Source organism: Pseudomonas paracarnis, from assembly GCF_904063055.1.
Classification (GTDB): domain Bacteria; phylum Pseudomonadota; class Gammaproteobacteria; order Pseudomonadales; family Pseudomonadaceae; genus Aquipseudomonas; species Aquipseudomonas paracarnis.
Genome location: NZ_CAJFCN010000015.1, coordinates 97,488 through 113,011, shown reverse-complemented (window position 1 = coordinate 113,011; position 15,524 = coordinate 97,488). Strand labels below are relative to the sequence as shown.

The window sequence follows — 15,524 nt, the reverse complement described above, 5'->3', positions numbered from 1 at the left end:
AACTGAACCTGCAACCCATCGGCGTGGCCGGCGAGTTGTACCTGGGCGGCGAGGGCGTGGCCCGGGGTTATCTGGAGCGTCCGGCGTTAACCGCCGAACGCTTCGTGCCGGACCCGTTCGGCAAGCCCGGCAGTCGCGTATATCGCAGCGGCGACCTTACCCGCGGGCGTCCGGATGGCGTAGTGGATTACCTGGGGCGTGTGGACCATCAGGTGAAGATCCGCGGTTTCCGTATCGAACTGGGGGAAATCGAAGCGCGCTTGCGTGAGCAAGCCAGTGTCGGTGAAACCGTGGTTGTCGCCCAAGAGGGGCCGACCGGTAAGCAACTGGTGGCCTATGTCGTACCACTGGACCGGACGCTCCTGGATGATGCTGTCGCTCAATCCACCGGTCGCGAAACCTTGCGGCGCGCCTTGAAAACCCGCTTGCCGGACTACATGGTGCCGACGCATTTGATGTTCCTTGAGCGTATGCCGCTGACCCCCAACGGCAAGCTCGACCGCAAGGGCTTGCCGCTGCCGGATGTGAGTCAGATGCAGCAGGTGTATGTGGCGCCCGAGAGCGAGTTGGAGCAACAGGTGGCGGCCATCTGGGCCCAGATCCTGGGCGTGGAGCGTGTCGGTCTGGCCGATCACTTTTTTGAATCGGGGGGGCATTCATTATTGGCGATGCAGGTAATTTCGCGCCTGCGTCAACTGTTGGGTCGGGAAGTACCCCTCAGAACAATGTTTGAGCAACCGCGACTGCAGGGGTTTGTCGAGACCCTGTGCAACTCCCATGAATCACAGGCAAGTGTGCTTCAGATCCTGCCGGTCAGCCGTCAACAGCCGTTGGCGCTGTCTTATGCCCAGGAGCGCCAGTGGTTTCTCTGGCAATTGGATCCGCACAGTGCGGCCTACCATGTACCCAGCACCTTGCGCTTGCGTGGCTGGCTGGATCATGCGGCTTTGCAACGCAGTTTCGACAGTCTGGTAGCCCGTCATGAAAGCCTGCGAACGCAGGTACATCAGGACGAAGGGCAGGCCTTCCAGATAATCCGTGAAAACGGCACTGTGGCCATCCTTCATGAGCAGGTCAATGAGGCGGACATGCAGCGTCGGGTAGAGACCGAGATCGCGCAACCTTTCGATCTGCAGCAAGGGCCGTTGCTGCGCGTAACCTTGTTGCGCCTGGCCGAAGACGACCATGTGTTGGTGCTCGTGCAGCACCATATCGTTTCCGATGGCTGGTCAATGCAGGTGATGGTGGATGAGTTGGTGCAACTTTATGCCGCCTACAGCCAGGGCCAGGACCTGCAACTGCCGGCATTGCCGATTCAATATGCTGACTATGCCCAGTGGCAGCGTGACTGGATGACGGGTGGTGAACGCGATCGGCAAATGGGTTACTGGCAGGCTCTGCTTGGCGGTGAGCCGTCAGTGTTGGAGCTACCCCTTGATCGGCCGCGACCTTCGGTGCAGAGCTTTCGTGGTGCAAGCCTGGAGATCAAGCTTGCACCGGCATTAGTGGAGGGGCTCAAGGCCCTGGCGCAGCGTGAGGATGTCACGCTGTTCATTGTTTTGTTGGCGTCGTTCCAGGCTCTACTGCACCGCTACAGCGGGCAGCAGGATATTCGCGTGGGTGTGCCTATTGCCAATCGTAACCGGGTCGAAACCGAGCGCCTGGTAGGTTTTTTCGTCAACACCCAAGTGCTAAAGGGCGATTTCGATGCGCAGCTGACGGTCACCCAGCTGTTGCAGCAGGCCAAGCACCGGGCGTTGGACGCCCAAAGCCATCAGGACTTGCCGTTCGAGCAATTGGTCGAAGCCCTGCAACCTGAACGCAGCTTGAGCCGCAATCCGTTGTTTCAGGTGCTTTTCAATCATCAGAGTCAAGCGCGTCTAGCCAGTACGAGCCAGCAACTACCCGACCTGAGGATTGAAAGCTTGGAGTGGGGCACGCAAACCGCTCAGTTCGATTTGAGCCTGGACACACAGGAAACCGTCGATGGGCTATGGGCAACCCTGACTTATGCGACCGACCTGTTCGATGCCGCCACGCCCAATCGCATGGCGCGCCATTGGCAGAACCTGTTGCAGGCCATGTTGGATGACCCTCACCAACGTGTCGCTCAGCTACCGCTATTGGAACCTCTTGAGCATCAGGTGATAGTCGAACAGTGGAACGACACGGCGCAGGATTATCGGTTGGAAGACAGCGTGCAGAGGCAGATCGAAGCGCAAGTGCGGCGCACACCGAATGCCCAGGCTTTGGTGTTTGGCGCTCAGACACTGAGTTATACGCAGTTGAATGCACGAGCCAATCGATTGGCGCACCGCTTGATCCAGGCCGGTGTCGCGCCTGATGTGTTGGTAGGTGTGGCGATGGAACGCTCCATTGAAATGGTGGTAGCACTTCTGGCTGTGCTTAAGGCAGGTGGCGCCTATGTGCCGCTGGACCCGGACTACCCGCGCGAACGCCTGGCCTACATGCTGCAAGACAGCAACGTACCGCTGCTGCTGACGCAGGCGCATTTGTTACAGGCCTTACCGGTCAGCGCGCCCTCGCACTGTCTGGTGGTCGAGCCCGACGATCACTGGCTGAGCGAGTATGCCGATACCGATCCTGATGTGGCCGTAGACGCGGAAAATCTCGCTTACGTCATTTACACCTCCGGTTCCACCGGCCAGCCGAAAGGGGCGGGTAACCGCCACTGTGCGTTGACCAATCGGCTGCTATGGATGCAACAGGCTTATACGCTCGGCGCCGAAGATACGGTGTTGCAAAAGACACCGTTCAGTTTTGACGTATCGGTATGGGAGTTTTTCTGGCCCTTGATGACCGGTGCACGGCTGGTGGTAGCGGCTCCTGGAGATCATCGAGATCCATCGAAGTTGGTGGAGTTGATCAATCGGCACCAAGTGACCACCCTGCATTTCGTGCCTTCCATGCTGCACGCATTCCTGCAGGATTCACAGGTGGCCAGCTGTCAGGGGTTGCGTCGTATCATCTGTAGTGGCGAAGCCTTGCCGGTGGGGGTGCAGCAACACGTATTCGCCGAGCTGCCGAATACAGGCTTGTTCAACCTGTATGGACCGACTGAGGCTGCGATTGATGTGACTCACTGGACGTGCGTCGATGAGCATCGTGACAGCGTGCCGATTGGCAGACCCATTTCCAATCTGCGCACTTACGTGCTGGATGCGCAGTTGCAGCCAGTCGCGGTGGGCGTTGCGGGCGAGTTGTACCTGGGGGGCGTCGGGCTGGCACGCAGTTACCATCGACGTCCCAGCCTGACCGCAGAGCGGTTTGTACCGTGCCCGTTCCAGCCTGGCACGCGGTTGTATCGTACCGGCGACCGGGTGCGACAGCGCAGGGATGGCGTGATCGAATACATTGGGCGCCTGGATCATCAAGTAAAACTACGCGGTTTGCGCATAGAGCTGGGTGAGATCGAGGCGCGCTTGCTGGAGCATCCACTGGTGCGCGACGCCTCGGTGCAAGTGCATGAAGGCAAGTATCTCGTTGGGTATGTGGTGCTGCAGGATTCGACACTCGCCTGGCGTGATGCACTGAGCACTCATTTATTGGCACATGTGCCGGACTACATGGTGCCTGCGCAGTGGGTACTGCTGGACCATATGCCACTGAGCCCCAACGGCAAACTGGATCGCAAGGCATTGCCTGCGCCGGATTCAAACTTGCACGAACGGCACTTCGTCGCAGCGCGCAATACGCTGGAGCAAGCACTTGTAGCCATTTGGCGCGAAGTCCTGGAGCTTGAGCAGGTGAGTGTCGAAGATAACTTCTTCGAGTTGGGCGGGCATTCGTTGCTGGTCCTGATGCTCAAGGAGCGCATCCGCAAAGCTGTTGGCGTGGAGCTGTCGGTGAGTCAGTTGATGCTCAATCCGAGCGTCGCAGGGCAGGCGGCTTGCCTTGAGGGAAGCGCTGGCAGTTCGTTGATCGTGAGGCTCAACAGTCAAAGCCGTGGAACACCGTTGTACCTGTTCCATCCCAGCTATGGCTCGGTGCATTGTTACAAGGCGATTGCCCTTGCGTTGCGTGAGCACAGGCCGGTGATGGGGGTGATGTGTCGCGCCTTGGCCGAGGAGGGCAGCGAGGTGCCAGCCTGGGCTGCAATGGTCGAGGACTACACGACGCAATTGTTGAAGGCTCAGCCCGAGGGTCCGTTCCGTTTGGCCGGTTGGTCGCTGGGGGGCAACCTGGCGATGGAAGTCGCCTATGGCCTGGAGCAGGCGGGCCGACAGGTCGAGTGTGTTGGCTGGATCGACGCATCCCCGCCGCAGTGGGTCAAGCCGTTTTGGGATACGGCGGTGATGGTTGACGAAAGAGATATTTCTGCCAATGAACGGCGTGTGGAACTGTTGGAGGTGATGTTCCCTGAGTTCTCCCAGCAGATTCATGCCCACTGGTCCGAGCTGCAATGCTTAGAGGCTGCAGAAGGCGAGCAATGGACTGCATTCAGCCACTGGGCCGAGGAAACCCTGGGCTCGCGTTTTGGCGAGCTCAAGGATGAGTTGCTCAGTGGCCACGAAGCGCAGATTTCCTGGGAGGTTGACCGCATTCTCGGGCAGCGCCTGCACGATGCCGACTTCAAGGCGATCAAGGCACCGATAAGTTGCTGGTGGGCGACCTTGAGTCGTACTGGGGTACATCATCAATTGATTGAGGCGAGCATGCTGGAAGTTGCAGTGCAATCAACGATCGAGCGCTCAGTGTTGATCGAGACCAGCCATGACCGATTAATCGATAACGCAGAGTTCGTCCATAGCTTCGCTGCCGCGATGAGCTGACCAGAGGCCAATATGAAAAGCCCCCAGTCACCTTGAGCGACTGGGGGCTTTTTTATGGCCCTATCTATAATTCGGACAAACAAACCGCCCCGGGCAGTCATTGCCTCGGGGCGTCTGATCCTGCTTTAGAAGTCCCAGCGAGTGCTGAGCATGAAGTTACGGGGTTCACCATAAGCGGCAGAATTGTAGAAGCCGATGTTGGTGTAATAGGACTTGTCGAAAACGTTGTTGATGTTCAGCGTCGCCGACACGTTTTTAGTGAATTGATAACGGGTCATCAGGTCCACCAACCAGTACGCTTCTTGAGAGAACTCCTCGTAGCCACCACGGGGAGAGTTATAGATATTCTGCCAGCCAACGCTCTGCCAGCGAGCGCCACCGCCAACGGTCAACTTGTCAAGATTACCCTTGAGCTTGTAAGTGGTGTACAGGCTGACCTGGTCTTCGGGTTCGAAAGTGGAAATCTTGACGTCTTTGTCGTCACGCACAATCTTGTGGGTATAGCCAGCCTGGAGCTGCCAGCCCGGAGCCAGTTCGCCGGACATCTCCAGCTCGTACCCCTTCGTCACGGCCTGGGTGCCTTTGAACGCGTAGTTCGAGGGGGTAGGTTTCAAGTTGTTGTAGTCATCGTCCGAAACGGAACGGTTGTCTTCATGGATCTCGAAGTAGGCCGCACTGGCGTTTACACGACCATCCAGGAAGTCGGCCTTTACACCCAGCTCCCAATTCTGGCCTTCGTCCGGCTCAAGCAGCTTGTTGTCCCTGTCGCGGTTATAGCTTTCCTGGGGCATGAAAATATCGGTGTAGCTGGCGTAAACCGAGTAGGTGTCATTCAGGTCGTACACCGCACCGACATAAGGTACGAAGCGTCCTGACTCGCGATAGGTAGGGTTGTAGCCGGTCACCGTGTAGTTGACTACCCGGCCACCGAGCAGCAGCTTCAGGTCGTCAGCAAGGTTCAGCCGTGTTGTCATGTACATGCCGGTCTGGCGGACGGTGTCGTCGATTTTCGATTGTGGTTTGCCCCAATCAGGTTGCGGTGCGTTGCCGTGCCAGTTATTGAAGTCCACCAGGTTGGGGGCGAGGTTCCAGTAGCCATTGCCATTCCATTCCGAAGCGCTGATGGAACCGCCGAATACCAGTTCATGCTCCCTGCCTCCCAGGCTGAAGGGGCCGCTTACATACAGATCGGCGGAGTCACTGACGGTTTCACCGGTGTATTTGCCCGAAGTCAGCTGTGACTTACCATCCAATCCCGGGGTGTCACCCTGAATGGAACCCATGAGTGCGTGGTAGCCGTTGATCTTGTGATCCAGTTGCAGTTTGGTTATCCAGCCATCCCCCAGGTCGTGCTCCAACATGGCGAAGACGGTGCGGGTGTATTGCTCCCAACTGCTCCAGTCGGCCGCGTTGTTGAACGAGCGCTTGACGTCGTTGCGATTACCCTGGGCGTCGATCAATGGGAAACTGCCCGACCAGGATGAGCCTTTCGGCAGGCTGTCCTGATAATCGCCGCCGACTGTCAGCAGGGTATCGGGAGACAGGTCGAACTCCATGATGCCGTAGTAAGTCGGGCTTTTGCGCTCGTAGCGGTCCATGAACGAGTGTTTGTCCTGATAGGCGGCGACGGCCCGGCCACGGATATTGCCGGTCTCGGTCAGCGGGCCACTCACATCCAACTCGCTGCGGTAGTTGTCCCACGAACCGGCACCCAGCGTGGCATGACCTTGGAACTCAGAGGTCGGCTTTTTGCGTACCAGGTTGATAGTGGCCCCCAGTGAACCAGCACCGGTCAGCAGGCCAGTCGCGCCCTTGAGTACTTCAACACGGTCGTAGATCGCCATGTCGCTCAGCGTGTTCCCCGCCGAGTAAGCCACGTTGCGTGCGGTGGAAGGGATCCCGTCATATTGGAAGTTGTTGATAGAGAAACCACGAGCATAGTAGTTGCTGCGCTCGGTATCGAAGGCTGAAACGGTAATGCCCGGCGTGTGGCGCATCACGTCGTCGACACTGTTCAGGCCAAAGTCGTCCATGTGCTGACGTGTGACGACGGTCACCGATTGCGGGGTTTCCTTGGGCGTCAGGACCAGGCGCGTTGCGGTGGCAATCGAGCCTGGCGTATAGGAGCCGGTATTCTCGGTGACGTTACCCAGCATGTTGCCAGTGACTTGCGTCGGGCTCAGCTCCAGCCCGCCACCGCTACCAGCAGCAGTGACGGTCAAGGTATTGCCATTGAGGTTATAGGTAGTCTGGCTACCGGCCAGCAATGCAGCTATGGCCTGCTGCGGCTGCATCTTGCCCTTGACGGCGGGGCTGTTCTTGCCCTGCACATCGCCCGGGCTGTAGAGCACCTGCACATTGGTCTGGCGGCCAAATTCCTGCAGTGCGCTCCCCAGCGACTGTGCAGGAATATTCAACTCGATCTCCTGGGCCTGCACATAGCCTGCAATCGGCATCGACACAGCCAACGCCAGGGTACTGGGCAAGAGGTTGATGTTCAGGGCCCGGCGCATGGATAGCGCTTTGCTCAGGGGGCTGAGACCGAGTCGTGCTGGCATGGATGCTTTCTCTTCTATGTTTTAAGTGGGCAATTCTAAGTGTTTATTGAGTTTAGTTCTCATTACCACTAGTGAGACGTTCCTACTTCGCAAAACCGGAAAAAATTATTCCGGTACTTCATGCAGGCTCCATCTCATGCACCACCTGACCGGCGCGCAGGCGCACCAAATGATCGGCGATGTCGAAATAACGGTCGTCGTGGCTGATCACGATGATGGTCTTGCCCAGGCGTTTGAGGTCCGGCAGCAGCTCGGTGTAGAAGATGCGGCGGAAGGCCGGGTCCTGGTCGGCGGCCCATTCGTCGAATACCAGTACCGGGCGCTCCTCCAGCCAGGCATTGACCAGGGCCAGGCGCTTGCGTTGGCCGGTGGACAGGTCAGTGGTGCTGAACACACCGTCCTTGACGCTGACCTTGTGCGCGATTTCCAGGCGCTCAAGGTATTGGGTGGCGCTGTCCAGGGACTGGGTGGCGCTGCCTTGTACCAGGTCATCGAACAGGTAATAGTCGGAAAACACCGTGGTGAACAACTGGCGATAATCATCGCGCGCTGGGTCGGTCACCGCTGTACCGTTGAGCAGGATCTCACCCGCCTGAGGCGGATACAGGCCCAGCAGCAATTTGATCAGGGTGGTCTTGCCGCTGCCGTTCTCGCCGACGACAAACACGATATCGCCTTGTTTGATGCTCAGGTTGATCGGCCCCAGGTGGAACGGTTGGCTGCCTTCAACCGCTGGCGGGCTGTAGCTGACGCCGCGCAGTTCGAGGCTGTTGACCACAGGCTTCGGCGCTTCACTGTCGTCCATCAACAAGTGGGGCTCGGGCGAAGAAAAACGTTCCGACAGTTCGCTGATGCGCCCAAAGGCAATCTTCGCCTTGCCAACGACGGGCAAATAGCCCAGCAGGTGTTCCAGCGGGCCTTTCATATACAGCAGTACCAGCACGAAGCCGGTAATCACGGTGGGATCGGGGTTGGGATTGTAGGCCTGCATCGCCAGGGCCAGGCCGATGACCACGAAGAACAGCATCGAGCCAAAGGTCTTGGCCAGGATATAGATGTTGACCGAACGCACCTGGATATCGCTGATGCGGTCTGCGGTTTCCTGGATGCGGTGGGTGTTCATGCGAAACCGCCGCGGGCGGTGCATGCGCAGTTCCTTGGCGCCAGAAGCAATCGCATTGTAGTAACGCTGCAATTCATCTTCGTGGCTGCGGGCCAGATCGAAGCCCTGAATGCCTTTGCCACCGGCGATGAATTGCACGGCGCTGCCGATGATGATTGCGACCACCATCATCAGGAACATCGGCACGGACAGGTAAGCCAGGTAACCCAGGCATCCCAGGGTAACGGTGGCGGCGATGGCCAGGGGCGTGAAGGCAAAGGAAAAATCGCTGATGGTGTCCACGTCGTGGGTCAGCACCGGGATCAGGCGGTGAGAGCGATATTGCTCGATCTGCCCGATGGGCGCTGACAGCACTTTTTCACCCAGGTCCTTGCGCAGGGCGGCAATGATCCGTTGCCCGACGTAGTTGGTGCCGATGTCGGAAATAATCGAGCTGACCAGCGCCACCACGCACAATGCGGCGAAGGTCAACACCACACCCTGGGTCATGCCCCCCGCCGAATGCAGGGCATTGTTAATCGTCGCCAACAGCAAGGTAATGGCCAGGCCGCCCGCCATGCCAAGGGCGACGGACACCGTCACGATGGTGCGAAAGGGCCTGAGCAATGCGAGCAAACCTTTGAAGGCGCCGCGCTTGGGGTCGGTCATAAATACTTCCCGGAAAGTGAAAAAGAGGGGGCTGGGCACACAGACCCTTACCCATGACAAACGAAGCTGTGGCGTGACTATTTAGCGCGGCGTGCCGGGCGGTGGCAGTGGGCGATAAATTGCCCGGGGCCTGGTTCGTTCTTGTTCTGTAGGCGCACGTGTATCAATGCCGTGCGTGGCCCTTTGAGCGAGAGCGAAACACATGACGAAAAAGAACCTGGTGTATGTCTGGTCCCTGAGAAACGCCGCCGCCGACAAGGCGGGGCAACCGGTGGCCTATAAAGACCACGAGCGCTATATGAAATCGGTGCTGGAGTTTCTGGTGGGCTCGCTCAACGACACGTCGCTGGGCGAGGCTTACAACCTCGTAGGCGTGGTGTATGACGACGATGAGCACAACCCGCGGGACCAGCAGTTGGTGGCGGACTATGGCTTTGCTTACCAGCCGGGTCGCCAGTGGTTGTACCCGGCGGATTTGCGTGTGCAAGGCACGTTGGTCAATGACCTGCTGCTCAGCGTGCCGTCGACCTATCGTCGCCTGCCAGGGGGCAGCGCCGAACATGTCGCCGGCAAGCAGGATTTCGAGCGTCGGCTGCATGACACCCTGGTGGAGTTGAAGGCTGACATCGTGGTGCTGGATGGTTTGCTGGTGATCCTCGACGAACTGGTGCGCCCGGGTGCGCCGTTTGCACGGCGCATCATGAACATTCATCCGGGCATCACCCGCCTCGAGTCGCCTTACGAACGCCGTGGGGCGTACGCCACCTGGAATGCGCTGTACGGCGCACGTGGGCAGGCGATTACCGACTGGGCAACCAAGGCGACTCAGGCGTGCGAGCCGTTGTATTGGACCGGTGCGTCATTCCACTACGTGGATAACGGCATCGACTCGGGAGAGGTGTTCCACGACGTGCTCAAGACCGAGATTTCGCCGGAGGACACCATCCTTGAGCTGCGCTGGAACAACTTCAACAACAGCCTGTTCCCGGCATTGCATGAAGGCTTGGAGCTGTTGGCCAAACAAGGCTGAACCCTGTAGGAGCGAGCAAGAACTAGGCGTCCCCTCGCTCCTACAAGGTATTAGAGTTCGCGTACTACCCGGAACCCAATCCAATCCCCCCGTGTTTGCGGGTAGATGTTGTTGCGATTGCCCGAGCGTGAAAACACCGGCGCCTCGCCCCAGTCATTGCCGCGAATCTGGTAGGCCTCGCAGTTGGGCTCCACCCAGGCACTGCCATCAGTTGGCGCGCCGACGTAGTTCGGATGCTCGCAATCAGCCACCCGCTCATACACATTGCCGTGCATGTCATACATGCCAAAGGCATTCGGTGGGTAGCTGCCCACGGGCGACGAATAGCTGTAGCCGTCCGCCGGGCCGTAGGTGTTGGCGTGCTGGGCGATGCTGTAGCCCTTGCCTTCGTCGAACGGGAAGGGGAACGGGCCGGTGGTGCCGGCGCGGGCGGCGTATTCGCGTTGGGCTTCGCTGACCATCTGGTACGTGTGCCCGGTCTTCTTCGACAGCCAGCTCACGTACTGCTTGATGTCGTCCATGTCCATGCACACCGCCGGCTGACGTGGCCCCTGGGGGTAGCGCGGCTTGCTGGCGATGCATTCGCGGCCGGGGCGGTCGTCGCCATTGGCGATCTTGACTCCGGTCTGGCGCACGTAGCTGTCCCATTCGCCGGCGGTGATGTGGAAGCGGCTCATGGCGAACGGCTTGGCGAAGGTCACGGCATGCATGGGGCCTTCGTCGGGCTCGCGGCCCACTTCGTCTTCCGGGGTACCCATGGTGAAGGTGCCGGCGGGCAGCACCACCATTTCCGGGCAGTCCTTGCAGTCTTTGAAGACCTTGCCCGGTTGTGGGGCGGCGGCATGGGCCAGGCCGGGCAGCAGGGCGCCGCACAGGGCGGTGAGTGCCAGTGCGGTGAGCGGTTTGAGTCGGGATGGCGTCATGGAGGCGTCTCGTTCAAAGGGAAAAGGGGTCATAACCGCTGGCTCAGCAGGGTCATGAAGCGCTGGATCTCATCGGAGTTGTTAAGCAGGCCCGGCGAGGTGCGAATCACCGGGCCAACGTCACGGTCCACCGCGTCCACCACCACGCGGTTTTTCATCAGGTAGGCCGCGACGGCATCGCTGTCCTGGTTCTTGACCCGAAAGAAGGTGAAACCTGCTGACAGCTCGGGGCTGCGCGGCGTGACCAGTTCGATCTGCGGGTGGGCCAGCAGTTGGTCCTTGAGTTCGGTGTTGAGGGCATGGATGCGTGCCTGCACCGCTGCCTTGCCCAGTTGCAGGTGCAACTTGAAGGCTTCGTCGGCGGCCCAGCGATGTTCGAAGGCGTGGTAGCCGCCTGGCGTCATGGTCGTGGCGAAGTTTTTGTCTTCGGAGAAGGTCGGAATCATCGGCGTGACGTATTGGTTTTCGGTCTCGCGGGCGCACACCAGGCCGGTGCCCCGCGGGCCGAACATCCACTTGTGGGTGCCAGCGATGAAGAAGTCGCAGTGCATAGCGGGGAAGTCGAGGTCTTCCACGCCGAAGCCGTGCACACCATCGACGATATAAAGCAGTCGGTCCGGCTCGTCGCGGTTGCGGTTGTGTTCGTCCACCAGCTTGCCGATCTCACCGATGGGCAGTTTTACGCCGCTGCCGGATTGCACCCAGGTCATGCCCAGTACACGGGTGTTGGGGCGAATGTTGCGCTGGATATTGCCCAGCACTTCATCGGCCGAGACCTGATTGGGGGTTTTGAACAGGCGTATCTTGCGAACCTGGGTCTGCTCCTTGCGTACCCGGAAGTCCAGGCTGAACTCGGTAGCGTAATGCTCATGCACCGTGGTGAGGATTTCCTGGTCGGCGCGCACCTTGATCCCGCCATAGATCATCGCCAGCCCTTCGGACGTGCTGCCGGTCAGGGCGATCTGCGCTGGCGTGGCGTTCAGGTAGCGGCCGGCCCACTCGCGTACCTGGCCCTCACGCTTCCAGGTTTCCTGCAGGTCCCAGTCCATGGCCAGGCCAGGGTTGCGGTCGATCTGTTGGCGGTAGCGTTCGATGGCCTCGCGCACGGGCCTGGGGTGCGAGGCCACCAGGAAATTGGAAAAATGCAGGTAATTGGGGTCCTGGTTGAACAGTTGTTTCAATCCCGTCCATGGGTCGTTCGTGGCGGCGGCGACTGCCTGAGGCAGCAACGCGGTGCCCAGCGGCAGGCTCGCGGCAAAGACGCCGGCCTGCTTGAGAAATGTACGGCGGTCGGTCATGGACTTACTTCGTGGTGGTTAGCGGTTGGCCAAGGGTTTGGCGGCTTTTTGGACCTGGTCCCACACCCGCAGGAAGTTGCCTCCCCACAGCTTGGCGATATCGGCTTCGGAGTAGCCGCGCTGGATCAGTTCGGCGGTGACGTTGCGCACTTCGCCGACGTTCTCCCAGCCCTGGAGGCCGCCGCCGTCGTTGAAGTCCGAGGCAATGCCGACATGATCGATGCCGATCTTGCGCACGGTGTAGTCGATGGCGTCGCCGAGGTCCTTGAGGGTGGCCTTGGGCTCTTCCTCGAGAATGCCGTACAGCGCGCTGGCGTATTGGCCGAAGCGTTGCTCGGGCCAGGCGGCAATGATTGCATCGCCGGGCATCAGGGCCATGGCCAGATTCGGCAGTGGCGGCAGGTCGAACCGTGCGCGCAAGGTATTGAGCTTGTCCTGGGTCGGCTGGCTCAAGGGGCGCAGGTAGGCGGGGAAGCCCACCACCTGCACCACGCCGCCACTGTTCTTGATCAGTTGCAGTTCCTTGTCGCTGAGGTTGCGCGGGATATCCACTGACGCCCGAGGCGCCGAATGGGACGCCACCATCGGCGTGCGGCTCAACTGCGCGACCTGCTCCAGGGCCTTGGTCGACATCTGCGACACGTCGATGATCACCCCCAGGTCATTGAGGCGATGCACCGCTTGCTGGCCGATCGGCGACAGGCCTTCAAGGGCGTCGGGGGAGTCATTGAAAAACGGCAGCGGGCGCGACGAGTCGGACCAGGCGTTATTGCCGATGTAGCTGAACCCGAACATGCGCATACCGCGTGCGGCCCATAAGTCCAGCTGGTTCAGGTCATTGCCCAGGGGGTAGGCGTTGAGCATGCTGATAAAAATCGCGAACTTGCCTTCACCGTGCAGGCGGCGCATATCGTCCGGGGTGTAGGCGATGCCCACCTGGTTGGGAAAGTCGCGCACCATGCCGGAGATGATCTTATAGCGCACCTCCTGCTCGTGGCGGGCCTCTTCGACAAAACCATCGGTGGGTTTGTGCGGAGCGTTATCGCCATTCCAGATTTCCGGCCAGCCGAAGATCGTCAGCGCGGCGCCCGACAATCGGCCGCGGGCGGCCTTGGCCAGGTCGAACTGGCCGCTGCCATCCTTGTCGGCCTCATTGCCCGCCGTGCCGAAATCCAGGGGCAGGGTGATGTGGCTGTCAAATGACAACAGGCGGTCCTGCATTTCATTGGCCTGCTTGATCACCTCCAGCGAGTAGCCGGCGTTGCCCTTGAACCACTGATCCCAGACCAGCAAGCCAGCCCCGGCGCCGATAGCCAGGGCCAGCGGCAGGCCGATATACAGCGCCTTTTTCGAACGTGATTTTGTCATTGCCATCTCAGTCAGTTGAGGCCTTTGCTATCAGGGAAGGACGAGCGATGACGGGGGAAATTTAGGTGGCGGGGGCAGGGCGGTAAATTTCATCGGGTTGCAAACGTTCTAGCTCTGATCAAGCCGTTTCCTAAGGTAGCCAATGACAATCTCTCGACGTGGGTTCATCGCAGGCCTGGCGCTGACCGGTGCAGCGGTGCCTGCGGCCTTTTATGCCCATCGCGAGTTGACGCGGGAAGACGAGTTTCCCATCACCCCCGGCGAAGCTACGGTCGACCTCGCTGACACCCAGGGCCAGCACCTGGCGAACACCCTGCGGGGCGTCTGGAGCCTGCGCCTGGAAGGCCGCGATGCGGGCCTTGCGGGCCTGCCGCTGCAAGGCCTGGAGTTGCTGCTGGACATCGCTCCCCGTGGGCGTGGCCTGCGCGGTTACCTGGACACCGCCGAGCAGCTGCGTGCGGACGGCGAGCCGCGCTACCGCGTCTTGGGTGATGTGCTGACGGGCGAGGGCGCCGTGCTCTATTGGCGCTTGATCGACCGCGATTCCGCCGGCGGTGTGCCGGCCTATGAATTCAAAATGACCCTGGATGAAGTCTGGGCCGATTTCAGCAATGCCGGCAGCGCCACCCTCAGCGGGCACATCCTCGATCTTGAGCGGCCCTTGGCGCTGACCGAACGCGACAACCGTTTTATCGCCCACAAACAACTGTTCCCCGAAGCCCGCCAGCGCATCGGTCTCAACCCGACCTTGCTGGCCTGGCTGGTTTCCCCCGAGCATCGGCTGTTTCACCAACTGTGGCACGCCACCCGCGATCAGTGGCACAAGCTCTCCGAAGAAAAACGCGAGGCCCTGCGTGGCATCGGCTGGCAACCGGGGCCCCGTGGCCAGGAGCGCGACGCCCGCGGCAAGCGCAAGGACCGCAATGGGTCGGGCATCGACTTCTTCTTCATGCACCGCCACATGCTCGGCACCGCACGTTCCATGCAGGACTTGCCCTCCTGGCCGCAATTTCCCGAGCCGCAACCGCCGTTGGAGCGTGATCGCCTGGGCTTTGTGCGCTACTTCGACAACCACGACGGTTTCGCGCTGCCGCCCTGTTGGTCAGCGCCGGATGATGCCGACTACACCCAGTGGGTCAGCGATATCAAGGCCGCCCAGACCTACCACAGCAATTTCCAGGTGTGGGAATCCCAATACCGCGACCCGCGTTACCTGGCCAAGTTGACCCTGGGCCAGTTGGGCTCGGAAATGGAACTGGGCCTGCACGACTGGCTGCATATGCGTTGGGCCTCGGTGCCCCGCGACCCGTCCAACGGCGCCCCGGTCCCCTTCGCCCGTGACCCCGCGGACTTTGCCCCACGTTGGTATGCGCCGGAGAACGACTTTCTGGGCGACCCGTTTTCATCCCATGTAAACCCGGTGTTCTGGCATTTCCACGGCTGGATCGATGACCGCATCGAAGACTGGTTTCGCGCCCACGAGCGCTTCAACCCAGGCGAGGTGAGCCGCCTGGAAGTCAACGGCGTAGCCTGGTTTGCACAGGGCCGCTGGGTTGAAGTAGGCGACCCTTGGCTGGGACCGGACACCCATGGCTGCAGTACCACACCGGGGCTGCAACAAGGGCGTTCGATGGAAATGGATCCGGAAGTCATGAAGCTGGCCCTGCGCATTACCTTCGGCGCCGATGAGGAGGTGCTCAAGGGGTTGTTCAAGCGCGTGCCGCGGCGGCCGTGGTATGCCCGACATTTGAAGGTCACGCACACGCTTTAAAACATGTTGCAG

General features: G+C 60.1%; 8 protein-coding genes. 3 read left to right on the top strand and 5 right to left on the bottom strand.

What is annotated here, in order from left to right:
• On the top strand, positions 1-4,793 hold a 4,793-nt coding region (locus JMV15_RS24505), incomplete at its 5' end, for an amino acid adenylation domain-containing protein (protein ID WP_201491944.1).
• A gap of 125 nt (positions 4,794-4,918) precedes the next feature.
• On the opposite strand, the gene JMV15_RS24500 is transcribed toward JMV15_RS24505, so the two are convergent.
• Positions 4,919-7,351: a TonB-dependent siderophore receptor gene (locus tag JMV15_RS24500; protein WP_014718820.1), complete on the bottom strand. Its 2,433-nt coding sequence runs from the start codon at positions 7,349-7,351 to the stop codon at positions 4,919-4,921.
• 118 nt (positions 7,352-7,469) lie between these two features.
• Entirely contained in the window at positions 7,470-9,122 is a 1,653-nt protein-coding gene (locus tag JMV15_RS24495) for a cyclic peptide export ABC transporter (protein ID WP_014718819.1), read from the bottom strand.
• A 202-nt stretch (positions 9,123-9,324) separates the two neighbouring features.
• Between JMV15_RS24495 and JMV15_RS24490 the strand changes: the two genes are divergently transcribed.
• The gene (locus tag JMV15_RS24490) at positions 9,325-10,152 is read left to right on the top strand and encodes a N(5)-hydroxyornithine transformylase PvdF (protein WP_038450451.1); all 828 of its coding nucleotides are present in this window, start codon (positions 9,325-9,327) and stop codon (positions 10,150-10,152) included.
• A gap of 50 nt (positions 10,153-10,202) precedes the next feature.
• On the opposite strand, the gene pvdO is transcribed toward JMV15_RS24490, so the two are convergent.
• The 3 genes from pvdO to pvdM are packed head-to-tail and all read right to left on the bottom strand — an operon-like array spanning position 10,203 to position 13,741.
• Positions 10,203-11,075, bottom strand: a complete 873-nt coding sequence (gene pvdO / locus JMV15_RS24485; RefSeq protein ID WP_014718817.1) for a dihydropyoverdine dehydrogenase — start codon at positions 11,073-11,075, stop codon at positions 10,203-10,205.
• A gap of 29 nt (positions 11,076-11,104) precedes the next feature.
• A complete protein-coding gene (gene pvdN, locus JMV15_RS24480) occupies positions 11,105-12,373 on the bottom strand; it encodes a pyoverdine-tailoring periplasmic protein PvdN (protein WP_038450448.1) in 1,269 nt (422 codons plus the stop codon).
• A gap of 18 nt (positions 12,374-12,391) precedes the next feature.
• Positions 12,392-13,741 (bottom strand): pyoverdine-tailoring dipeptidase-like protein PvdM, encoded by a 1,350-nt coding sequence (gene pvdM, locus JMV15_RS24475; protein ID WP_020303053.1) that lies wholly within the window; start codon positions 13,739-13,741, stop codon positions 12,392-12,394.
• 142 nt (positions 13,742-13,883) lie between these two features.
• On the opposite strand from pvdM, the gene pvdP reads away from it, so the two are divergent.
• A complete protein-coding gene (gene pvdP, locus JMV15_RS24470; protein WP_038450446.1) occupies positions 13,884-15,512 on the top strand; it encodes a pyoverdine maturation tyrosinase PvdP in 1,629 nt (542 codons plus the stop codon).
• The last annotated feature ends 12 nt before the right edge of the window (positions 15,513-15,524 follow it).